Source organism: Campylobacter massiliensis, from assembly GCF_014253065.1.
Lineage (GTDB): Bacteria > Campylobacterota > Campylobacteria > Campylobacterales > Campylobacteraceae > Campylobacter_A > Campylobacter_A massiliensis.
Genome location: NZ_JACLZK010000001.1, coordinates 31057 through 52957, shown reverse-complemented (window position 1 = coordinate 52957; position 21901 = coordinate 31057). Strand labels below are relative to the sequence as shown.

At 43.4% G+C, this 21901-nt stretch carries 18 protein-coding genes; 9 read left to right on the top strand and 9 right to left on the bottom strand.

Annotated features, from left to right (window positions below; all coding sequences use genetic code 11):
- Positions 1 to 322: 322 nt before the first annotated feature.
- From H7R39_RS00220 to H7R39_RS00210, 3 genes are all read right to left on the bottom strand, one after another.
- Positions 323 to 2125, bottom strand: coding sequence for a flotillin family protein (locus H7R39_RS00220; RefSeq protein WP_185897454.1), 1803 nt, complete (start codon positions 2123 to 2125; stop codon positions 323 to 325).
- Positions 2126 to 2146: 21 nt separating this feature from the next.
- Complete coding sequence (locus tag H7R39_RS00215) at positions 2147 to 2767, bottom strand: OB-fold-containig protein (protein ID WP_185897453.1); 621 nt, start codon at positions 2765 to 2767, stop codon at positions 2147 to 2149.
- A 235-nt stretch (positions 2768 to 3002) separates the two neighbouring features.
- A complete protein-coding gene (locus H7R39_RS00210) occupies positions 3003 to 4070 on the bottom strand; it encodes a toxic anion resistance protein (protein ID WP_185897452.1) in 1068 nt (355 codons plus the stop codon).
- A 266-nt stretch (positions 4071 to 4336) separates the two neighbouring features.
- On the opposite strand from H7R39_RS00210, the gene H7R39_RS00205 reads away from it, so the two are divergent.
- The 4 genes from H7R39_RS00205 (at position 4337) to H7R39_RS00190 (ending at position 10199) form a co-directional block, all read left to right on the top strand.
- Entirely contained in the window at positions 4337 to 5533 is a 1197-nt protein-coding gene (locus H7R39_RS00205) for a molybdopterin molybdotransferase MoeA (protein ID WP_185897451.1), read from the top strand.
- Positions 5534 to 5964: 431 nt separating this feature from the next.
- Positions 5965 to 6615, top strand: coding sequence for a hypothetical protein (locus H7R39_RS00200; protein ID WP_185897450.1), 651 nt, complete (start codon positions 5965 to 5967; stop codon positions 6613 to 6615).
- Positions 6616 to 6625: 10 nt separating this feature from the next.
- Positions 6626 to 7792, top strand: a complete 1167-nt coding sequence (locus tag H7R39_RS00195) for a toxic anion resistance protein (RefSeq protein WP_185897449.1) — start codon at positions 6626 to 6628, stop codon at positions 7790 to 7792.
- Between the two features lie 7 nt (positions 7793 to 7799).
- Positions 7800 to 10199 carry an LVIVD repeat-containing protein gene (locus H7R39_RS00190; RefSeq protein WP_185897448.1) on the top strand — a complete coding sequence of 800 codons (2400 nt, stop codon included), beginning with the start codon at positions 7800 to 7802 and terminating at the stop codon, positions 10197 to 10199.
- 404 nt (positions 10200 to 10603) lie between these two features.
- Here the strand turns inward: H7R39_RS00190 and H7R39_RS00185 are convergent, their stop codons facing one another.
- Together H7R39_RS00185 and H7R39_RS00180 are read right to left on the bottom strand one after the other, a co-directional pair.
- Positions 10604 to 11191: an HAD-IB family hydrolase gene (locus tag H7R39_RS00185; protein WP_185897447.1), complete on the bottom strand. Its 588-nt coding sequence runs from the start codon at positions 11189 to 11191 to the stop codon at positions 10604 to 10606.
- Between the two features lie 108 nt (positions 11192 to 11299).
- Positions 11300 to 11944: a non-canonical purine NTP pyrophosphatase gene (locus tag H7R39_RS00180; protein ID WP_185897446.1), complete on the bottom strand. Its 645-nt coding sequence runs from the start codon at positions 11942 to 11944 to the stop codon at positions 11300 to 11302.
- A gap of 233 nt (positions 11945 to 12177) precedes the next feature.
- On the opposite strand from H7R39_RS00180, the gene H7R39_RS00175 reads away from it, so the two are divergent.
- The 3 genes from H7R39_RS00175 (at position 12178) to H7R39_RS00165 (ending at position 15471) form a co-directional block, all read left to right on the top strand.
- A complete protein-coding gene (locus H7R39_RS00175; RefSeq protein ID WP_185898461.1) occupies positions 12178 to 13482 on the top strand; it encodes an MFS transporter in 1305 nt (434 codons plus the stop codon).
- 166 nt (positions 13483 to 13648) lie between these two features.
- Positions 13649 to 14143: a heme utilization cystosolic carrier protein HutX gene (gene hutX / locus H7R39_RS00170; protein ID WP_185897445.1), complete on the top strand. Its 495-nt coding sequence runs from the start codon at positions 13649 to 13651 to the stop codon at positions 14141 to 14143.
- Between the two features lie 41 nt (positions 14144 to 14184).
- Positions 14185 to 15471, top strand: coding sequence for a BaiN/RdsA family NAD(P)/FAD-dependent oxidoreductase (locus tag H7R39_RS00165; RefSeq protein ID WP_185897444.1), 1287 nt, complete (start codon positions 14185 to 14187; stop codon positions 15469 to 15471).
- 62 nt (positions 15472 to 15533) lie between these two features.
- On the opposite strand, the gene H7R39_RS00160 is transcribed toward H7R39_RS00165, so the two are convergent.
- The gene (locus H7R39_RS00160) at positions 15534 to 16274 is read right to left on the bottom strand and encodes a tetratricopeptide repeat protein (RefSeq protein WP_221892053.1); all 741 of its coding nucleotides are present in this window, start codon (positions 16272 to 16274) and stop codon (positions 15534 to 15536) included.
- A gap of 62 nt (positions 16275 to 16336) precedes the next feature.
- A complete protein-coding gene (locus tag H7R39_RS00155) occupies positions 16337 to 16996 on the bottom strand; it encodes a hypothetical protein (protein WP_185897443.1) in 660 nt (219 codons plus the stop codon).
- A gap of 485 nt (positions 16997 to 17481) precedes the next feature.
- Here H7R39_RS00155 and H7R39_RS00150 point away from each other — a divergent pair, with 485 nt between their 5' ends.
- Positions 17482 to 18696, top strand: a complete 1215-nt coding sequence (locus tag H7R39_RS00150; RefSeq protein WP_185897442.1) for a saccharopine dehydrogenase family protein — start codon at positions 17482 to 17484, stop codon at positions 18694 to 18696.
- A 584-nt stretch (positions 18697 to 19280) separates the two neighbouring features.
- Positions 19281 to 20429, top strand: a complete 1149-nt coding sequence (locus H7R39_RS00145; protein ID WP_269472424.1) for a multidrug effflux MFS transporter — start codon at positions 19281 to 19283, stop codon at positions 20427 to 20429.
- Between the two features lie 99 nt (positions 20430 to 20528).
- Here H7R39_RS00145 and H7R39_RS00140 read toward each other — a convergent pair whose 3' ends face one another.
- Positions 20529 to 21014 (bottom strand): molybdate transport repressor, encoded by a 486-nt coding sequence (locus H7R39_RS00140; RefSeq protein WP_122862502.1) that lies wholly within the window; start codon positions 21012 to 21014, stop codon positions 20529 to 20531.
- Positions 21015 to 21144: 130 nt separating this feature from the next.
- A complete protein-coding gene (locus tag H7R39_RS00135; RefSeq protein WP_122862501.1) occupies positions 21145 to 21690 on the bottom strand; it encodes a YceI family protein in 546 nt (181 codons plus the stop codon).
- Positions 21691 to 21901 lie beyond the last annotated feature (211 nt).

Below are 21901 nucleotides of genomic sequence, written 5' to 3'. Positions count from 1 at the left end.
GTGTCCTTTGAAAAGGTAAAATCGACCCGATTTCTTAGGCTGTATTTTACTGATGTTAAAATAAAAAATTAATAAATTTTGATTTATATTTAATCAAATTTGAAGGAACATATAAAATTGAACTCAAACGGTCAAATTTGTGAAAATATCAAGAGTATTTAAAATTCGCAGGCGTCAAATTTGTGCCGCCAGATAAAGATATAAAAAACGATCGCGATATGCTATTTCTGCTCTGATTATAAAAAAGGGCGGCTAAATTTAATCGGCTTTATCCCGATTTCGCCGTCCCTTTACATAGCCTTAATCGAATTTACGGCCAAATTTACTTTTTCTTACCGTCTTTTTGTTCGCTTGCGACGTTATATTTCTCGGTATCTTTTGTGCTAAAATCCGACGCGTCTTTAGGTTTTTCGAAACTGCTTAGCAATGGCGAAGCGATATTTTGTATCCCGCCGTTTAGGTCGATGCCTACTTGCTTCATTAAATCATCGATTATAGGCGCGTTTACTTTATAGTTTAAAGACGCGTTTACGATTTGATCGGATAGCGATGCGCCCGCGTTGCTAACGCCGCTGCTAGTACTTGAACCGGCACCGCCCTGATTTGCACCGCCAAGGCCCGCCATTTGCACGATTTTGATAGAGTCGATTTTCTCTACGGGTTTTACGACCTGGGCGATGATTTGTGGCATAAACTCTATCAAAGCAAGCTTAAATCTATTTTCTAAAATCGCCGCTGAGACGATATTTTCTGCATTATTTATCTCAGTTTTACCCTTAGCCTCGACCTCATAGTTTAGCCTGTTGGCTTCAGCCGTTATCTTTATGGCTTCGGCTTCTGCAGTAGCCTTGATCTTTAGCGCTTCGCTTGCACCCATAGCTTTGATTTTGGCAGCTTCAGCTAGGTTTTCTTCGGCTTCTTTTTCAGCTTTTGCGGCAACCGTTTTTTCGATAGAGAGTTGCTCGGCCTCTTTTTGCGCTTCAATTAGTGCTAGTTTTTTAACGCGCTCGGCCTGCTCAGTCTCGGACGATGTTTTGATCTTTTCAAAAGATGCGGCTTCTAGCGCCTTTTTTTCGTTGGCTAGCGTTTTAGCGGCGGCCTCTTCCTCGACTTTTTTGGCGATTTCTATGTTTTTGCTCTGATTTGCGAGCTCGACGGCTTTTTCTTTGTTGATCTCGGCTTCCCTGATAGCCCTAGCCTTTTCTATCTCGACGGTTTCGATGGCGCGCGCTTTGTTTATCTGAGCTTCTTCGATAGCTTTGTTTGCGACGATCTTGGCTTCTTCGGCCTCTTTTCGCCTACTTTCGGCTTCTTTTGCTCTTAGCGCTTCTTGCTCGGCTTGAAAATTTGCTATCTTGGTTTGTTGCGTCGCTTCAGCCTCGGCTTCTTTTCTTTGGATTTCAAATTTCTCCGACTGCGTTTCGTAGTTTTTTTGCGCGATTTGCACCTCGGTAGAGCGTTCGATATCGTTTCGTAGCTTTTTGCGCTCTTCGATAGTTTGCGTTAGGCTAGTTAAACCTTCTGCGTCAAAAGCGTTGTTTTCGTTAAAAAACTCTTTAGCCGTTTGATCTAGCGAAGTAAGCGAAACCGACTCTAGCTGAAGGCCGTTTTTAGATAGGTCGGCTTCGATAGCGTTTTTTACCTGCGAACTAAATTCATCCCTTTTTTCGTGTAGCTCCTTCATCTCCATCGAGCTTGCTACCGAACGAAGCGTGGCGATTAGCTTACCTTCGATAAGCCCGGTTAACTCCCTTAGATCGACCGTCTTTTTACCAAGAGTCTGCGCCGCGCGCGAAATAGACTCTCTATCCTCGCCCACTCTGATGTAAAAATCAGCCGTGATATCTACGCGCATTCTATCTTTGGTTATGAAGCTATCGCTTTTAGAGCGAGCTACCGTGACCTTCATCGACTGCATATTTATGTCGATATAATCATGCAGTATAGGCAGTATCAGTGCGCCGCCGTCTACGACGACCTTTTCGCCGCCAAATCCCGTTCGTACAAATGTAAGCTCCTTTGTCGTCTTTCGGTAAAGTCTTGAAAAGACGATACCCAAGATAATGATAGAAAAGAGTCCTATGCCGACAAATACGGCCAAAGAAGTCATTGCGTCAATGTTCATACTATTCTCCTTAGATTAAATTTACTGTTTTTTCTTGATGTAAAAGTTATTTTTTTCGACTCTAACTATAAGCGCGATATCGCCTTTTACAAGCTCTTTTTCATCGGCAGCTCGTGCAAAAACGAAACGTTCTTTTCCGTTTTTATCCGCAACCTTAACGTCGCCGCCTTGCTCTTTGGTTATTTTATAGTCCTTGACTTCGCATTCGCAGCCAAGAAGCTCTTTTTTACTAAACGCAGCGCTTTGCACTTGAGGTAGGTATTTTGCCGCGAGCAGACTAACCCATCTAGTCCAAGTCAAAGCGATAAAAAACGAAACTGCGGCGATAGCTGCGCTCATATACCACGCAGGCGCCGCAAATCCATAAAAAACGCTAACGATAAAAAGCCCGCACGCCCCGAAGCTCATAAGCAAAATCCCATAAAAAATCGTACTCGGCACGCCGCCTTTATTTGCCCAAGCTAACAACTCGGCGCCGGGCACATCTATACCGTCCGCTCCGTCAAATAGCCCGTTTAACGGCTCAAGCGCTGAAAATCCGGTCATCATCAAAATAATCTCAAGCAAGGCAAAAACTACAACAATAACCAGCGGAACGGAAAATATGAGATTGTTACCAAGAAGCGTTAAAAATTGATCCATCTTTTACCTTTTTTGTTTTTAAATTTACCCTCTTGCAAAGTCAAATTTGACTGCTACAGCTTAAATTTGAACGAGGATTTATCCGCCGAGCGTAAATTTGCTATCGCAAGAGCCGCAAAGCAAAGTTAAATTTGAGCGAAATTTTACCGTTTTACGCTCAAATTTAGCCCGAGAGCCGACCGCGCTTTAGATCAAATCTACCAAAACGCGAGTCAAATTTGACCTTCTCGCCGCCCTACTCGATACTATATATGTCGCTTTGCTCGATCTTTTCGAGCTTATTTACCTTACTTTCCAGCGCCTTGCTCATCTGCGCGATTTTGGCGATATTTTCTTTCATCTTCGGCAGCGCCTCGTTTTTGAAATTTTCTATCTTATCTAGCGAATCTATCATCAAATTTATCGCTTTTTCGAGGCTCTCGTTATCTAGCGCGCCGCCCGCGACCTTTGCCGTCACTTCTGTCGCCGTGTCGTTTACGTCCTGTGCGTTTTTTAGGATGACGTCGGTAGCTAGCTTGTCCATTTCAGAAACCGCTTTTAGCTGCTTTTTGCCTTCCTGCGCTGCGCTTGCGATGTAGACGTTGGTTTTTAGCGCGGTGATGCTAGTTGTGATCGTGTTTTGCGTGGCGAAACTTAAAAGCGAATTATTGTGCTTGATAGTGGCGTAGTTTGCGAGGCTTTGCTGCATCACGACTAGCACTTGTTGCAAATTTTGCAGATGCATACGGATGTAAAATAGCGCCTCTTCGAGGAGAAATTTTTTCTGCTCTTCGTCCGTTTGATTTGCCGCTAAATTTTCGATGAGCTCGTCTGTTTTGCTTAAAATTTCTATCTTGCCTTTTAGGCTTTCGATGATGAGCGAGAGCTCCTTTTGTTTCTCGGAGATTTCGGCGTTTCTAGCTTCTAAAACGTTTATCGAGTGCTTTAAATTTGCCGTGATTTCTTCAAACAAGCTTGACACGCTTTGATATTTGCTAGCCAGCTCGGCGGCTAGGTCTTTGCCGAGCAAGAAATTTATAAATTTCGCGCCCAGTCCACTCTCTTTTATCTTATCGCTTGCTTTTATGAGCTCGGCGGAGTACTTTTTGACCGATTTTAGCGACTCGCCGACCGAGCTTCCTACGCTTTGGCTCATGCTAAGCAAATCTCCGACCTTCATATCCATATCGCCGTTTAGCTTTTCAAACTCGCCTAATTCATCCTTACCAAACGATACGATAAATTCTTTGGGATCGGTAAATTCTTTCCTTTTTTCTATGAGTAAGGCGACGACGTCTTGGGGCGTTTTAGCGATTTGATTCAAAGCTTGTCCTTTGCTTAAATTTAAGAGCTATTATAACTAAATTTGTACGCTTTTTACAGGCTTAACAATAAACTTCTGTGCTTTATTAGCATAATTTACGATTAAATTTAGTAAAATCGGCAGAAATATTCCAGACGGATTGTGTGTAGTTTAAATAGTTTTTGGCGGATACGACGGGAGCGGACTGGTCGTCCGTGACCCGAGTATTCTAGCCGAAAACTACTTTTAAAATCCAACCGAGCCGGGGAATCAAAAAAGGATAAAAAATGAAAGAATTTATGAGTTACGCATCCTCTCTTGAAATTTTACGCTCTACGCTGGCTCCGTGGGACCGCGTAGAAAAGGTCACGCTCACGCAAGCACTTGATCGACGTATCGCCGTAGATATCGCGGCGCAGGACAACTACCCGGAGCGTCCCGTCTCGGCGATGGACGGCTACGCTTTTGCGTGGCAAGAGGGCCTAAGCGAGCTAGATCTCATCACCGACCTACCAGCAGGTAGCGACAAAGGGCTAAAAGTAGAAGGCGTAAAATGCGTTAAAACATTCACCGGCTCGCTAATGAGCGAGGGCACAGACACACTAATCCCTGTCGAAAACGTCGAGGTCTCAGGCGGCAAGATCCTCATCAAAAAGCCTGTGCCGAAGGGCTTTGCCGTGCGCGAAGTCGGCGAAAGCTACAAAAAAGGCGAAATCCTAATCAAAAAAGGCGCGACGATAGGCTACGCCGAGACTGCGCTGCTAGCCGAGCTTGGGATCTTTAACGTTAGCGTATTCGTGCGGCCTAGAGTCGCGGTGCTGGCGACTGGAAGCGAGATAAAAGACCTCGGAGAGCCGCTAGAAAACGCCGCGCAGATTCACAGCTCAAACCACGTAGGTATCGCAGCCATGGTGCGCAAAATGGGCGGCGAACCCGTGCTGTGCGAGATAGTTCGCGATCGCGCCGAACTCGTAAAAGACGCCATCGTCCGCGCGCTAAAATCAGCCGACGTACTCGTCACCACTGGCGGCATCAGCATGGGCGACTACGACTTCGTCAAGGGCGCGCTGGGTGAAAATTTCGACATCATAATAGACGGCGCCGCGATCAAACCCGGCCGCCACATCAAGGTCGCAAAAGCGGGCGAAAAGTACATTTTTGCGCTGCCGGGCTTTCCGTACTCGGCGATGGTGATGTGCGTGCTCTACGTGCGCGTGCTGCTAAACGCGTGGTTTGGCGTTAGCGAGCCCAAAATCACGGCAATCATGGACGAGGATTACAAAAAGCGCTCGCCGTTTTTGGAGTTTACGGCGGTAAATTTAGAAAATCGAGACGGTAAAATTTACGTGAATTTAGACGGCAAGAAACTGGGCAGCTCGGCGATCGTAAATAACCTAACAGGGGGCGCCGCGCTTTTAATCATCCCAAAAGAGACCGAATTTATCGCAAAGGGCGAGATAGTCGAAGTGCTGAAAATGGTTTAAATTTGGGGTCAAATTTGAGTTGTGGCGTTTGCGGTTGCGGGCGCACAACGCCGAGCAAATGCGACTAGACGATCAAATTTATACACCGCAAAATTAATTTTTTGAGCGGTAAGTTTTCAAATTTTAGGTAAAATTTTACCGCTTTGTTTGATCTTTTGGCGTTTTACTTGGCGCCGCGGACATTAAATATTGTTATTCGGTGCGCCTGTGCTCAAGGATAAAAATACGGTGAAATTTCTACCTTCTTACTTTGTGCGGCGTAAAATTTACTTGGGCAAATTTTATTAGACTTGACGCGCATAGCACGCATCTTGATTACATTCAGCGTTTTTTAGAGTTTAAAAATTCGTAACTAGACAATAAACAAAAAGTAATTTTTGAACTAATTTTTGATATAATCGGCATCTAAAATTTAACAAAAAGCAGCCATCTTGAATGAACAAATAATATATTTTTTTAGAAAAAAGCCCTACTTTTTCTATTCGTTTTTTCCGGTTTTTGGTGCCTTATATAGCTTTATATTAGCGGTTTTGTTTTTAAAATGGTCGCCTTTTAAAACGGACATTTTTATCGTACTATTTTTTCTTAGCGCGTTTTGGTTTTTGGCCTTTTATCTTAGCTACACAAAGACCCTACCTACCTATAAATTTGAAAGAGAAAAGGAAAAATTTACGCTTTTAGAGGCTAGGGTCATTTCTGATTTTAGCCTGAGCGATAGAGAAAATATCTTTAAAAAGATAGAAGCCGTGCGGGTTTTTGCTAGAAAAATATTTTCCGAACAAAGCCTAGTTTCGGTTAAAATTTTAAGCCTGATAAACAAAACGCTATTTTTATACATCGAAAATTTAAGTATCATAAAAAGCCTAAACGCAGGGCTTGGTGCGGTGACGGGCGAATCAAAAAAAGAGCAAATCGCAAAAAGAACGCAAATATACGAGGCTAGAAACGCAACGCTTTTAGAGTATCTAGATAGCTACATAAACGAACTTGCGTCAAAAAACCAAAACGACAAAGAGATCGCGTCAATACAAAACGAACTTGAACGTATGTTGGTCGTATTAAAAAATATCAACAAAAAATAAGGAGAAAACAGTGGAAAAAACAGGCCAAGAGATACTAATAGACTACATAAAAGAGGATGCGCAAGATAGCGAAAAAAGCATGCAAAATTTGATCTTTAAAGATGATTTTAGCAAAGAAGACGAGGAAAAAATTTCTCAAAAAGCGGCAGAGCTTTTAGCTTTTTTATCAGATAAGGATAGTGCGCAGATAAGAGAAATTTTAGAAAGCGTCACGATCGAAGACGCGCAAAGTCTAGAGAGCTCTTCGTCGCTCTTGATGGGGAAATTTGCAAAACTAGACGACATAAAAGACGAGCAAACGCAAAATTTAAGCCGCTCCATAATCGCTCTAAACGAGGAGCTAGAGCAGATAAATCCGCACAAATTCGACTTTGATAAAAAAGGCGTTTTAGCTCTCTTTCCCTTTGTTGCAAAGCCAATAAACAGATATTTAAAGAAATTTCAAAGCGCTAAAGAAGTGATAAAAGATACTCTTTCGCACATCGAAGACGGCGAGAAAATTTTAAGAGAAGACAACGCTCTTTTACAAGAAGAAAAACAATACTACAAACAAAAAGCCGTAAGTTTGCAACGAAAAGCCGTAGTATTTGAAAAAATAGTAAGATCTATCGAGCAAAATATCTCCAAACTAGACGCCAAGGAGAGAGAATTTTACGAAAATAACGTCTTGCTAAATTTAAATAAAAAAATCAGAAGCATATATGAAATTTTAGCCGTTACGCAGCAGGGATTTTTATCAAGCGACCTCATCATAAACACAAACTGGGAGCTAATAGATAATATCTCAAACGTAAAAGCCGTAACCAAAAGAGCCGTAGAGATCGGTATCGCGATGGCTATAACGCTACAAAATCAAAAAAACGCGTTAGAAACGGCCGAAAAAACCAAAAAATTCGCAAACGATATGATTTTAGCCAACGCGCAAAGACTAAACACGCAAGCAAGTGAGATCTACAAGATGTCGGGCGATGCGACACTTGATATAGAGACGCTAAAGCAAGCTTTTAGCCAGATAGAAGAGGCCATGGGTAAGATAAATGCCTTTAAAACTAAGGCCGTAGAAAAAATCAAAACCGAAGTAACGGCGCTAAAAGAGGTAACGGCCAAGCTCGAAAACAAAATCCAAGAGTCGCAAAAAGCGCAAGAGTTTAAAACTTCTTTTTCCATGGACTTGTGAGACTTAGATGATCGATCCGAACATAAAGAAAAAGCGGCAATTTACGATCTATCTTACCGTCTTGATCGTAATTTTGCCCTTTGTTTTTCTATACCTAAAATATGCAGACAAGGAGCCTGAAAGCTTAGCGCAAAATTTCACCGTCGCTCGCCCGCAGCCGCCGGTACAAAAGGCTCAAATTTCACAAAATAGAGACAAATCGGCATATAAAGGCGACATAACGATATATAAAAAAGATATTATAAATAACTCCGTTCAAATTCCGTTTGAAGTGCGCGATATGTTGATATCTCGCGACAAAAAAAGACTCTATACTATCGGGCACGACAGAGACGGCATAAGCGTGATAGACATATCAAATTTAGACCGCATAAAGCTACTCGGACTTTTTTATTTTCCAGAGGCCAAATATAGCGTAGAAAGTATCCAGGCAGTTGAGTCAAACGACGGTAAAAGTCTGTACGTAGCAAGTCCGAATTTAGGTATTTTACGTCTTGATGTTACGGATCCTAAAAAAATAAAGATAGCAACCAAATTTGAAGTCAAAGGCTACTCTAAAATAAAATTAAGTTCAAACAACAAATTAGCCTACGTAAAAGCTAAAAACGGCATGGTTGTCCTAGATATTTCATCCAATAATATAAAAAAGATAGGCGAGTTTATAAGTATGGAAACTTTTAATCCAATAGAAAAAGGCGATGTAGCGATATACTCGGACAAATACGTTTTTATGTCCGATTTTGCGGGTCTTCATGTGCTTGACGTAAGTGATCCGAAAAGCATAAAAGAGGTTTATAAACGAGAGAACTTTAAAGTTGCTATAAATTTGCAAATTTCTCCAGACAAAAAATATCTATACGCAAACGAGCTTTATAATTTTAAAGTATACGGCATCAGCAATATAAGCAATATAGAGCATCTAAAAAACTATACCACTAGTAATAGAATTTATACTTTCGACATCGATAACGACAGTAAAATAGCATACATATCCAGAAGTAGAGACGGGCAAGACGATACTGTTTTGCCTAGTATCGATATCATGGATATCTCTAGTAATTTTGAGCCCGAACGCCTAAGAAGCTACTATATGCCCGAAGCAAAGAAAACAAATTTAGCCCTGCATCCCGACGAGCGCCATATGATTATATCTTTTGCTTACGATGGGATTGTGGGAGTGATTAGAAACGATGCTCAAACCATACAAAAAGAGGCGACAAAAACGCAGATAGATATAAAAGAATTAGAGGATTCAAGCAAAAATATAGATAAATCAAAGCCTGTTTGGGATCTGCCGTTTTCGCAAAACGGCTTTGGCAACGTTAGCATGATAGAAGCCACGGACGACGGATATATACTAGCCGGAGAATATGATAGCGCCAGAGAACCGGATCTTTTTATGAAAGTAGATAAAAGCGGACGAGAAATTTGGAGAAAAATAGTCGATAAAAGCTATAGCGGAATAGCAAATCTAATAGCAGCCCAGATGGAAACCTACTACATAATAGGAAACGAAGAAATAACCTACGCCGTGGATATGAATACACATAAAATCATAAGCAAATTTTCTCACACCTTAAAACAAGTGACGCCGTTAGATAACGACGAATTTATAGCGTGCGACTATAAAAATACCTTATATAGAATGGATAAAAACGAAAAAGTAATCTGGAAGAAAAAATTTGACGTTTCGCATTTGCCTGATACTTTTTATCACGAGTATAGATACAACGGCCCCGATAAACCAGCCGATGTAAAAACTATAAAAGCACCCAAAGACGGGTTTATAAAGATACTAAAAACTAGCGATGGAAATTTTATCTTAGTGGTAGAAGGCTTTGATATTTATAAATTTAATCCTGACGGTAAGCTTATATTTGAAACTAAAATGGAAGCGAATGGATATTTTAAAGATATGATCGAAGGAGACGACGGCTCACTCTTGATATTGCTTGCTTCTGAAGACAAAGAAGGAACAGATACCGCCGATATCATAAAGCTAAATAGCCGCGGCGAACTCATAAAAAAATCGACTATTTATAAAAGCAAAGATTCCTTTTTTGCTCCGTCTATAGCCAAATACAAAGACGGCAAATACATACTTGGCGTATTGTTGGCACACAAACGATTGTTACTCATTGAAATCGACGACGAAAACAATATTTCGGATCAAAAATATGTAGAAAATTTTGGAAAGTATATGGAATTCCATAAACTAATAAATATACCGGACAGAGGAGTGTTGGCCGCCGGAAAAAGAGACTACATCAAAGAAAGACCTCCGCAATACATAAATGGAGAACTTAAGAAGTTTTCAGATTTTAATATGGAAGAAGCTTATATGCTGATGATAAATTTCTACCAAAAAATAAGCGAGCAAAATTTAAACTTCACAGACGGAGAGTAGGCACTAAATTTAACGCTCAAATTTGAGCCGCAAGAGTGGCGCATTTTCACAAAGAAAAGACCGTAAATCGGCTTAAATTTAAGCTAAAACAAGTAGAGCAGAATTTGTTATTTTTATTTGCACTGGCCCAGTTTAAACGCGCGCCGGGTTAAATTTATATGGGCCGCATAAATTTGGAACCGTTACGGCAGAGGTAAACAAATTTGAGTTTGGCTAAAAAGCGCCAGGCAAACTTAAACCAAACAGCCTAGCGGTAAAAAGCTTTTATGAGTGTCAAATTTAGCCTATGCGCCGATTTGCCGCGCCGCAAAAGGCGCTAACAGCTAAATTTTGCCGCACGAATGCTCAAATTTAATGCTTCTAGATTTACGGCTAGCTCGCAGTTTTCGCAGTCGCGACCCCGCTCACTCAAACACCCTATAATGCGCCTCGTCGGCAAACTCCAGCATCTCCTTGTCGCCCCTGCTGTCGCCGTATGCGATCACGCGATCAAAGGCGTCCGTGTCGTACGCCTCGCGCACGCGGCGCACTTTCTCTGCGCCGTAGCAGTTGGCACCGTCTATCTCGCCCGTTATCACGCCGCCCTTTTTCTTGATGCGAGTACCCAGTAGCTCGAGCCCCTGCGCCTGGCACCACGGAGCTAGCCAGTCCTCGAGCGACGCCGTCACGATCACGACCTTGTCGCCGTTTGCCTTATACTCGGCGATCTTTGCCATCGCGGAAAATTTCACGATATCCTCGATGTGCGTGTTTGAGTATTTTTTGCAAATTTGAGCGAATTTATCCGCGCCCATACCCGCGAAAAAGTGCATCATCAGCCGCCTACGAGCGTAGTTGTTGCTGCAAATTTTTAGCTTATAGCCGATCAAAACGGGCGAAAGCCAAAAAATACCCCGAAAAAATTTCTTAAATCCCACGACGTAGGCGATAAACTCGAGCAGCGAATCGTCGCGCGTGATCGTCCCGTCAAAGTCGAATAAAACCAGATTCATCTTCGTCTCAAATTTTAAATTTGCGCGATTATAGCGCGCTAGAGTTAAAGGACGGCAAATTTAGCCGGGTTTTGCCGCGCAAATTTGCTTTCTCTTTCGCGCTTTAATCTAGCGCCCAAATTTTCTATCAAGGCTTTTTAACACGTATTTTATAAGCTCAAGCCCCTTTGAGCGGTGCGAGATTTTTAGCTTTGTGGCGTCGTCTAGCTCGCCAAGCGTGTGCGTAAAGCCTTTGGGGATAAAGAGGCTATCGTAGCCAAAGCCGTTGCTGCCGCGCTCCTGGCAAATCGCCGTGCCGTGCATAAAGCCGTGCGCCGTAAAGTCGCCAAGCTTTGAGCTAACCGCGATACAAGCGGTGTAAAAAGCAGGCGAGCTAGTCAAATTTAGCGCTTTTAGCTCCGAGATCAGCTTTGCGCGGTTACTAGCATCGGTCGCGCTTTTGCCCGTTATCTGCCCGTGCTCGTTCATATCGCTAAATCTCGCGGAGTAAATCCCAGGCCTGCCGCCAAGAGCGTCCACGCTGATGCCACTATCGTCGCTTAGCGCGATAAACTCGTCCGCCAAATTTAGCTCGCGCAGTTTAGCATGCACCGCGCGAGCTTTTATTAGCGCGTTTGCGGCGAACGTCGCTCCGTCCTCGACGATCTCAAAGGGCTCGCAAATTTCGCGCAGTGCGTAAATTTCGTAATCTTTTAAAAAATCTTTTATTTCGCGCACTTTGTCGGAGTTGGATGTTGCTAAAACTATTTTCAAAATTTTTCCTTTTTCGGCTTCTCTTGCGCGCCTTTAAATGAGCTAGAAATTTTCTCCCTCGATGAACTATATGTTCTATCTTCGGTCGAAAATTTCGTCGCAACATTTAAATTCATCGCAAGATAACTTTGCCGATTTTTTAAATTTACCGCTCACATTTTATCAAATTCGACTTTAATTTACGTATTATCAAAATTCGGGTAAAATCACTCCTTTAAAAAGGAAAATTTATGATAGTAAAAAGCGCTTTACCTTTATCTTTTATCATCGGCAGCAGGTTTTTTGGACTCTTTATCATTTTGCCAGTTATCAGCGTCTACGCGCTCGAGCTTGAGGGGGCGACCGAGTTTTTAGTCGGCGTTCTCATCGGCGTTTACGCGATGTCGCAGATCACGTTTCAGGTGGTTTTCGGCTACGTCTCAGACCGCTTCGGGCGCAAAAACTCTATGCTAATAGGCCTGCTCGTCTTTATCGTTGGAGCTGCGATCTGCGCGGTGGCGACTGATATCTACACGATGATTTTTGGTAGATTTATCCAGGGTGCGGGCGCGATAGGAGCCGTGGCGATCGCGCTGATGAGCGACATGACCAAGGAGGAGGTGCGCGGGCACGCGATGGCGATGATGGGCGCGTTTATCGGCATTAGCTTTACGCTTTCTATGATACTCTCGCCGATACTTAGCGCCAAATACGGCCTTTCAAGCCTCTTTTACCTCTCGATCGCAGTTACGGTCGTTTGTATCATGCTTTTATACACGGCCGTGGGCGAGGAGCCTAAATTTACGCACTCGCAGGCCAAAATGCCGGCCGTAAAGCTACTCTCAAACAGAAATTTACTACTCATGAACATCAGCAACTTCATGCAAAAAATGCTGATGTCGGCGGCCTTTATCGTGATTCCGATCGCTATAGTGAAGTATTTTGGCATGGACAAAAAGGACCTCAGCGGCATCTACTCGGTCGCGACGGTGTTTGGCTTTATCGCGATGGGTATCGGCGGCGCGATCGGCGAAACAAAGCGAATCACAAAGCAAATTTTAGTTATCGGCGTCTCGCTTTTCGTCGTTTGCTACGGACTTTTCGCACTCTCGCTCGGGCACAAGCCGCTATTTTACGCGGGCGTGATTATATTTTTTATCGGCTTTAACCTGCACGAACCGATCCTGCAATCCATGGCGTCCAAATTTAGTAAAGTAAGCCAAAAAGGCGCGGTTTTGGGCATCTTTAACGCCTTTGGCTACATGGGAAGCTTTATCGGCGGTATCGGCGGCGGTACTTTGCTTAAATTTTACGGACTTAGCGCGCTTTCCGCCGTTGTGACGGTGCTTTGTATCGTGTGGCTGATCGCGCTAAAATGGCTAGATAATCCAAATATCTTTAAAAATATCTATCTGCCGTCTGACACGGATGCCGACCTAGCCGAGATCGAAAAGCAAAAAGGCGTTGTGGAGTGCTATAAAAACGCGCAAAATCTCGTTGTAAAATACAACTCCAAGCTAACAAACGAGGCGGAGATAAAGCAAATTTTAGGCGTTTAGCGGACTTTTACGGACGGCAAATTTACCGAGTCCGTCCCGCGCAAAACGCCAAAACTTCGGCTCGTGCGCCGTTTGATAACGCAACGACGCCTGTCATGTAAATTTAGCCGCTTTTTAGCTATTTTTAAATACTATTATCAAAATCTAATTTCAAAAAAGGACAAAAATGAGCGATCTAAAAAAACAAATCGACGAGCTTTTCCAGGATAAAAAGATGTCCGTTTACGATGCGGCCAAACAGCTAAACGTACGAGAATACGAAATCCTGCAATACCGCGGCGATGACGAATTTAAGGAAGTCGGCGCAGAAAATTTGATGAAAATTTTCGAAGAAATCAGCACTTGGGGCGAGATGCTTTTTATCAAAAATACGCCTGAGTTTATCATCGAGATCAAGGTGAGCGTGCCTATGCCTAAAAAGGCGAAAGGGTTTTTAAATTTCACCGATAAAACAGGCTTTTTAGGCGGTCACCTCAAAGAAGAATCTATCGCGAGCATCGGCTTTGTGAGTACTAAATTTATGGGATTTCTCGGGCACAGCCTGCACTTTTACGACGCGGATCACAACGTGATCTTTAAGCTTTTCGTAAATCGCAACGAAAAAATGAAACTAGACGAAGCGCAAGAGCAAAAATTCCTAGCGCTAAAAAACAGTTTTTGATTTTAGCTAGCTTTGCCGCGCGTAAATTTTAAGGTTTTATGATGGCTAAAATTTGCAAAATTTACGACGTTTTGATAATCGGAGCGGGCGCAGCAGGGCTATTTTTGGCGGCGAATTTACGCGGTAAAAGCGTCGCCATACTCGAAAAAAACGCAACTCCCGGCAAGAAAATCCTAGCTAGCGGCGGAGGCAGGTGTAACGTCACAAACCGCCGCATAGACGCGTCAAACTACCTCGGCGACGCAAATTTCGTCAAAAATATCATAAAAAATCTAGACTTCAAAGACGTTTTAAATTTTTTCGGCGAGCTAAAATTTAACGAGCAGAAACAAAGCCAATTTTTCTGCGAAAGCGGCGCAAAAGACGTTTTGGGCGTGCTTTTAAAACGCGCTAGACAAAGCGGAGCGCAAATATTTTGCGGCGTTTGCGTAAAGGGTGCGAGGAAAATTTCGACAGATGAAAACGGTAAAATTTTGGATGCCTCTCTTACCGAAGAGACAAAATTTGATAGCGAAAATTTGCAGAATTTTACATCCAAGCAGACTGAAATTTTTGAAGTGCTCGCCGAAAACGAAGATAAATTTTACGCCAAAAACCTCGTCGTAGCTAGCGGCGGACTGAGCTACAAAAGCCTAGGCGCAAGCGATATCGGCTACGAAATAGCGCAAAGCTTCGGCATCAAAGTCGTCCCGCCCGCGCCCGCGCTCGTAGGATTTACCGTGCAAAAAGACGAGTTTTGGTTTAAAAATCTAAGCGGAGTTTGCTTCCCAGCCCGCATCCGCGTAGGTTGCGCAGGCAAAGACGCCGCAAACCGCGAGCCAAAAATGCCGCGAGAATTCGAGGGCGACATACTTTTCACGCACAAAGGCATAAGCGGCCCGGCCGTACTAAACGCTTCTCTTTTTTGGCAAAAGGGCTTAATCGCCATAAATTTTTGCCCGAATTTTAGCATCGAAAACGCGCAAAAAAGCAAAAAACAGCTCAGCACTATCCTGCCGCTACCTAGGCGATTTACGCTCGAGTTTTTACGCGCGGCGGGGCTTAGCGACAAGCCTTACGGCGAGTACAAGGCGGACGAGACGGCGAAAATCTCGCGGCTCTTTGCTTACGAATTTGCGCCTGCTGGGACGTTTGGCTTCGAGCGAGCCGAAGTCACAAAAGGCGGCGTAGACACGGACGCGCTAGACGCAAACTGCGGCCGTGGCGACACTCGCGGGCTTTATTTCATCGGCGAAGTCTTAAACGTAACGGGGATGCTCGGCGGATACAATCTGCATTTTGCTTTCGCTTGCGCGGCAAATGTAGCAAAGCGATTAAACGCCGAGTAGTGGCGCGGCTTAGTCAAATTTGAGGCGTAAATTTAGCCCGCCTCAAGATCCAATCGCTAAATTTACAACTCTTTTATCTTTGCTTCCACCTCTGCTTTTAGGCTTTTTGCATGTTTATCGTTACGTTTTTCTAAAATTTTATCCGCGACTTTAAGGGCTTTTTCGTAGTTTTGCAGAGCCTCCGTTTTATTGCCGAGTCCCGCCAGATCGCCCGCCATCAGCGCATAGTACTTGGCTCGCAGCAAATTTACGCTATCAGCGCCGAAAACCTCTTCGTAAATTCTAAACGCGACGGCGTGTTTTACGTATGCGCCGTTAAAATCGCCCATTTTATAGAGCGTATCGCCAAACCCCGCGCAGCAACTCATCAGGTCTTTTTGCATCTTCTTGCCGCCAAGCTCGTAGCATCTGATCGCCGCGCCGAAATTCGCTATCGCTTCATCGTATCTCCCCAATGCCGACTGTGCGATAGCTACGCCGTGATAGGACTTTGCTAGCGCTTTGTGCTCTTTGCCGAGCCCTTTTTGTAAAATTTTTAGCGAGCGCTCATAAGCTGCGAGCGCCTTTTGCGGCTCGCCTGCAAACATAAAAAAGCTGCCCGAGTTGTTTAATGCTATGATCGTGTTCTCATGCTCTTCGCCGTACTCAGCCAGGCAAATTTGCGCCGCCCTTTCACTCGCTAGCGCAGTAGCCGTGGCGTTGCGGTCGGGCTTAATAAACTCTTCGGCGCTAAGCTCTATCGCCTCCTCGCAGCTCATCCCAAACAGCCAAATCGGAAGCAGAAAAATTAAAATTTGACGCATAGAATTCCTTTAAAATTTCGCGCTATTGTAACGATTGAAAGCAAATTTTATCCCGTATTGCCTCATAAATCAGTATTATTTCTTGGCAAATAAACTTGTGACATTATTTTTATGTCTTCTTCTTCTGGATTCTCGATTTGAGTATCAATTATCTGCCTCATTAGCGCCACGCAAAATTTCATACCCATCTCTTCTGTGATTATATCTTTTAGATAAATATTTGTTATTTCATTATATTCACTGGGAAATTTAACAGAAAAATAAGTCATTTTCTTCTTTTTTGTCTCCCATATTCTATATTTGACCTCTGATTTATCATCAATTTTATATTCTTTTGCCTTGGTGAGAAATTTATTTATTTGCCCAGCCTTATCCCAAGTGGCAAGACTTTTGTTTATATAGACTTCATCCCATGTGTCAAAAATAGGAAAGTGCAATAAGAGGTTTCTAATAAAACTAAATAGATCATCGGCAATCACTCCTTCAAAAAAAGGTCGTCCTCCTCTTTTCATCCACTTTAAATATTCTTTAATTGGTTCATAATTAGAAATCTCTTTAAATACCAAAAATGCTTCTCTGAGCCTATAAAATCTAAAGCATGGTTCTTGAGTTTTGAAATTTTCACTAGAAATTTCATCATATAAAAAATAAAATCTATTATAAAAAAGAGTTAAGGCTTCTATCTCTTTTTCATTCGGTCTTTGCTTGCCATTTTCAATCATTGTTGCCTCTTTTTGCGTTTTCTTGCCAGGCGCTAATCCACCAAGTTTTTTAACTCGGTTGCGGTAGCTTTTTAGATTTAAATATGCTGATTATACCCAAAACAAGTCAACTTGATAATACATCGTTGATATGCTTTAGGATAAATTTAGGCGCTCAAATTTTAGCGACAAAATTAAACCTAAAAATTTAAGCTTATTTCTTATGCAATCTACCTCAAACTAAAAAATGGAATTTGAGATAAATTTTATTGCGCGATGCAAGGCGGTAAATTTAATTTGGTAAATTTAATCTCATGCCGCCGTCAATCGACATGCTGCTAACTATGCAAAATTTTAGCGCGTGCCGCTTTTGGCGCTCTTGTTGGAGCGAGCTTGCGCTCCGCGCCCGCCACAACCAAACTCTATGATTAATTACACCTAGCCTCTTAAAATTCATCTTAAATTTGCTAAAATTGCAGCTAAATTTAAAATTTAAAGGAGCCAAAATGTCAAATATCTTAATCATAGGCGCGGGCGGCGTGAGCCAAGTCGCGACCGTAAAATGTGCGATGAACTCGGACGTTTTTAGCAAGATCACCCTTGCTAGCCGCACGAAAAGCAAATGCGACGCGATCGCTAAATTTATCAAAGACCGCTTGGGTGTCGTTATCGACACCGCCCAGATCGACGCGGACGACACCGATGCTGTAGTCGCGCTCATCAAAAAAACGGGCGCCGAGCTACTACTAAACGTCGCGTTACCGTACCAGGACCTAACCCTCATGGACGCGTGCTCTCGCACCGGCATCCCATACATCGACACCGCAAACTACGAGCACCCCGACACCGCGAAATTTGAATACAAGCTGCAGTGGGCAAAGGACGGCGAGTTTAAAGCCGCAAACACGATGGCGCTGCTGGGAAGCGGCTTTGATCCGGGTGTGACGAACGTATTTTGCGCCTACGCACAGCAAAATCTCTTTGACGAGATCCATGAGATCGATATCTTAGACTGCAACGCGGGCGATCACGGATATCCGTTTGCGACGAATTTCAACCCAGAGATAAATTTACGTGAAGTGAGTGCAAAAGGCCGCTACTGGGAGCGCGGCGAGTGGAAAGAGACCGAGCCGATGCAGATAATGTTCAAATGGGACTACCCGAAAGTCGGCGTCAAAGATAGCTACCTGCTCTACCACGAGGAGCTAGAAAGCCTTGTTAAAAACATCAAAGGGCTGAAGAGAATCCGCTTTTTCATGACATTCGGACAGAGCTACCTAACCCACATGAAATGTCTAGAAAACGTCGGCATGCTACGCATCGACGAGGTCGAGCATAACGGCGTAAAAATAATTCCGATTCAATTTTTAAAGACCCTACTGCCTGATCCTGCGTCGCTCGGCCCTCGCACGAAAGGCAAAACCAATATCGGTTGCGTGATACGCGGTCTAAAAGACGGCAAAGAGCGCCAGGTCTATATCTATAACGTCTGCGACCACGAGGCTTGCTACGCCGAGACGGGCGCGCAGGCGGTGAGCTACACGACGGGCGTGCCTGCGATGATCGGCTCGATGATGGTGGCAAAAGGCATTTGGAGCGGGAAAGGCGTCTTTAATATGGAAAATTTCGACGCCAAGCCTTTTATGGATGAGCTAAATAAGCAGGGCTTGCCGTGGGAGATAATCGAAATGAAGCCTGGCGAGAGGTATGAAGTAAGATAGCAAGGCTTGTCTTTTTCTACTTAATACTTCGTTGAAATTTGATTTTTAGTGCTCACGTATCACATATACGCCCCGCTTAAAAATCAAATTTCGCCTCGTCTAAGCAAAAAAATACTGCGCCTCATTTGGTGGGTATATTTAAATAGATTTGAAATTTTCGCTCTACGACAGACTGCATGTATAGTCTTGGGACGAAATTTACTTCAAAACATTTAAAATCATCTCACGATACTTTGCCTTATAATCTTGCATTTAAATTTTACTCGGTCACGTATTTCATATACGCTTCCGTCATAAAATTTAAATCCGTCTTGATTAAGGCAAAAATACTGCGCCTTGCTCTACTGCATTTAAATTTCTAGTTTAAATTTTGCACCGCTAGCATTCAAATTTTACATCAAATTTAATTTAAACTTCCACACCGAAAAGCGTTTAAATTTAGCTATAATCGCGCCAATTTTATCAAAACAAATTTGAGCAAATTTAAAGCTGTCAATCTCCAGTCGCGCAAACCCTGCGCCCACTCAAATAACAACAAAAGGAAAAATTTGAACTCTTCAAAAACTTAACTATCTTTTTTAGTCGTGCTAAGCGCGCTCATGGCTTGTACATCGCTATCTACGGACGTATATCTACCTGCTATGCCTACGATGGAGCGGCAGCTGCACGGCGATGCGGAGCTCACGATAACGGGCTTTTTGATCGGCTTTGCTATAGCGCAGCTCGTATGGGGGCCTATCAGCGATAGGATCGGGCGTAAAATCCCGCTTTTTATCGGTATGGCGCTCTTTGCGATCGGATCAGTAGGATGCGCGATGTCGGACAATATGGCTAGCGTAGTGTTCTGGCGCGTGTTTCAGGCCGTGGGCGCGTGCGTAGGACCGATGTTAAGCCGGGCCAAAATCGTAAAATGCAGCGATCTTTTCGGTAGCTCGCAGGCCGCACAGATGCTCTCTACGCTGGTTATCATCATGGCGATAGCGCCGATAGTGGGTACGTTACCGGGCGGCGCGATACTGGAGTTTGGCTCTTGGCACGGGATATTTTGGCTGATGGCGCTAGCTAGCGCGATTATGTTTGCGATGATTTTTTCTCTGCCGGAGACCTTGCCGTCGCAAAAGCGCTCCACAAAGCCCATCGTATCGTCTTTTAGGAACTATCTAAGATTATTACAAGATGCCAAATTTATGCGCTACACTCTTAGCGTGACGTTTTTCTACGTAGCCGTCTATGCCTTTATCACGGGCTTTGTCTATATCGATTATTTCGGCATTCCTAGCAAATACTACGGATTTTTATTCGGCATAAACATCGTGGGCGTCATGGCGCTAAGTTTCGTAAATAAAAAGCTGGTAAAGCGCTATGCGCTAAACCGCCTGCTCATAGTCTCCACGCTCGTTGCCGCGCTTGCTACCGGCGTGCTATTTGCGTTTGCGTTTTTCAAAACGGGCGGAGTTCTTGGCGTGATAATCCCGATGTTTTTCGTTTTTAGCATGAACGGCATCATCGCTTCTTGCTCCAATGCCGCCGCTCTTGATAGCGTGCCGCAGGAGATGAAAGGCTCGGCCGCTGCGCTCATAGGCTCGTTGCAATACGGCAGCGGCATCCTTTTACTTTTTACCGTTTTTTGTGCGATGCTTGCGGCGTTTTCCGCGGGTACGCCGTGGACGATGTCTTGGATAATAGCTCTGTTTGTTTGGCTAAGCGCGCTCGCGGCGTATTTTAATAAATAAATTTAGCCTTGCGGGTTTGACTCAAATTTCGGTCAAATTCGCAAATTTGGGTCACTAAAGCTAAAAATCAAATTTGACTCCAGCGGGCCTAGCCAAATTTTACTTTTTCTTATTTTCGCTTTTTTGCGCGTTTAACGCCTCAAATTTCTGCTTTAAAATTTTAAAAACCTCGTGCTTGGATAGCTCGTATTTGTCGTATATCACGGCGTCATCGTCGCCGATAGGCTGCATGAGGCCATCAGCCGCGTCGCGGTCTAGTTTGCCTCTTTTAAACCTCACGTTTAAAACGTCGATTTTGCGCTTGGCGTCGACCATACGAACGCCGATCTCTTCGATATCTTTAAAGTAAAATTTGGCGTTCTTGCCGCCTTTTTGCACCAAAAACCCGTCGTCATCGATGCTTAGAAAGCTAACCTGAAATATCTTTTTCACGCAAAAAACGGCGCAGATCACGGCAACGACCATCGTAAAAACGCCCGTCCCGCCTATGCCGTAATAAAAATATCCCGCACACCCCGCCGCAAACAGCGCAACCGCCAAAAATAGCGCGCTTACCGCCCCTTTTTTATTTTCTTTCGTCGTCATTTTTTCGCCTTAATTAAATTTTACGGCTCATTATATCTTAAGTTATCGATTTTTCGGCATTACGGAATAAAAAATAATAATAAAGTAGAAAATTCGGCGCAAGCAGATCTTTAAGCGCCGAATTTAAGGATTATTTTATTTTAGCTTCGAGTGAGATTTCTACATCCGGATAGCTTTTGCCACCATGAAAAGGCTTGGCTGAAGCCGCGTATTTTTCAAATGTCTCATTGAGTTTCAAATCAGCCAACAAGTCAATGCCGATTTTAGCCTTTAGTTTACCATCTTCCACCGTATACTGCGTTTTGTAAGACTTTGAGTTTCCTTTTACGCTAACTTCGACTTCAGCTTCGCCCGCTTTTTCGTCGCCGCTTACGGATACGATTTTAGCTGTTATTGCGTTGCCGTCAAAGATCATACCGACACGTTTGTCGCGATCGGGCAACTTTGTATCGATATTTTTAGGATCGATGTTAAACTCAAAGGTTTTTAGAAAATCGGCAAAATTTGCGTTTTCCGCGCTTTTAAAGCCAAGATCTTTAAACGTACCCTCGACGGCTGTTTTGTTAGCTAACTTATAACCAACGAATTTGACGCTAGGGTTGCCATCTACACTAAAAGCAAATGCCGAAGCAGCCAGCAATGACGTGGCTAGCGCACCTGAAATGATTTTTTTCATTTCTTCTCCTCAATATTTAATATTAATAACTACTATCGTTAAAATGAGAATTATATAATCTTGCTCTTCAAAGAAAGCTTAAAGCGGATATTTTTTATCCTCTTTTTTTGAGTTGCCGTTTTTATGGTGCTTATAAAGCGCATCTGGAAAATTTCAAACTCGAAAAATACTAAATCGCCGTATAGATTTGCTCCAAATTTAAATTACTCTT

What these genes read in the sequence shown, in the direction of transcription:
- H7R39_RS00220 (WP_185897454.1), bottom strand. Translation starts at nt 2,125, where the DNA reads ATGAACATTGACGCAATGACTTCTTTGGCCGTATTTGTCGGCATAGGA.
- H7R39_RS00215 (WP_185897453.1), bottom strand. Translation starts at nt 2,767, where the DNA reads ATGGATCAATTTTTAACGCTTCTTGGTAACAATCTCATATTTTCCGTT.
- H7R39_RS00205 (WP_185897451.1), top strand. Translation starts at nt 4,337, where the DNA reads ATGAAAGAATTTATGAGTTACGCATCCTCTCTTGAAATTTTACGCTCT.
- H7R39_RS00190 (WP_185897448.1), top strand. Translation starts at nt 7,800, where the DNA reads ATGATCGATCCGAACATAAAGAAAAAGCGGCAATTTACGATCTATCTT.
- H7R39_RS00185 (WP_185897447.1), bottom strand. Translation starts at nt 11,191, where the DNA reads ATGAATCTGGTTTTATTCGACTTTGACGGGACGATCACGCGCGACGAT.
- hutX (WP_185897445.1), top strand. Translation starts at nt 13,649, where the DNA reads ATGAGCGATCTAAAAAAACAAATCGACGAGCTTTTCCAGGATAAAAAG.
- H7R39_RS00165 (WP_185897444.1), top strand. Translation starts at nt 14,185, where the DNA reads ATGGCTAAAATTTGCAAAATTTACGACGTTTTGATAATCGGAGCGGGC.
- H7R39_RS00160 (WP_221892053.1), bottom strand. Translation starts at nt 16,274, where the DNA reads ATGCGTCAAATTTTAATTTTTCTGCTTCCGATTTGGCTGTTTGGGATG.
- H7R39_RS00155 (WP_185897443.1), bottom strand. Translation starts at nt 16,996, where the DNA reads ATGATTGAAAATGGCAAGCAAAGACCGAATGAAAAAGAGATAGAAGCC.
- H7R39_RS00150 (WP_185897442.1), top strand. Translation starts at nt 17,482, where the DNA reads ATGTCAAATATCTTAATCATAGGCGCGGGCGGCGTGAGCCAAGTCGCG.
- H7R39_RS00140 (WP_122862502.1), bottom strand. Translation starts at nt 21,014, where the DNA reads ATGACGACGAAAGAAAATAAAAAAGGGGCGGTAAGCGCGCTATTTTTG.
- H7R39_RS00135 (WP_122862501.1), bottom strand. Translation starts at nt 21,690, where the DNA reads ATGAAAAAAATCATTTCAGGTGCGCTAGCCACGTCATTGCTGGCTGCT.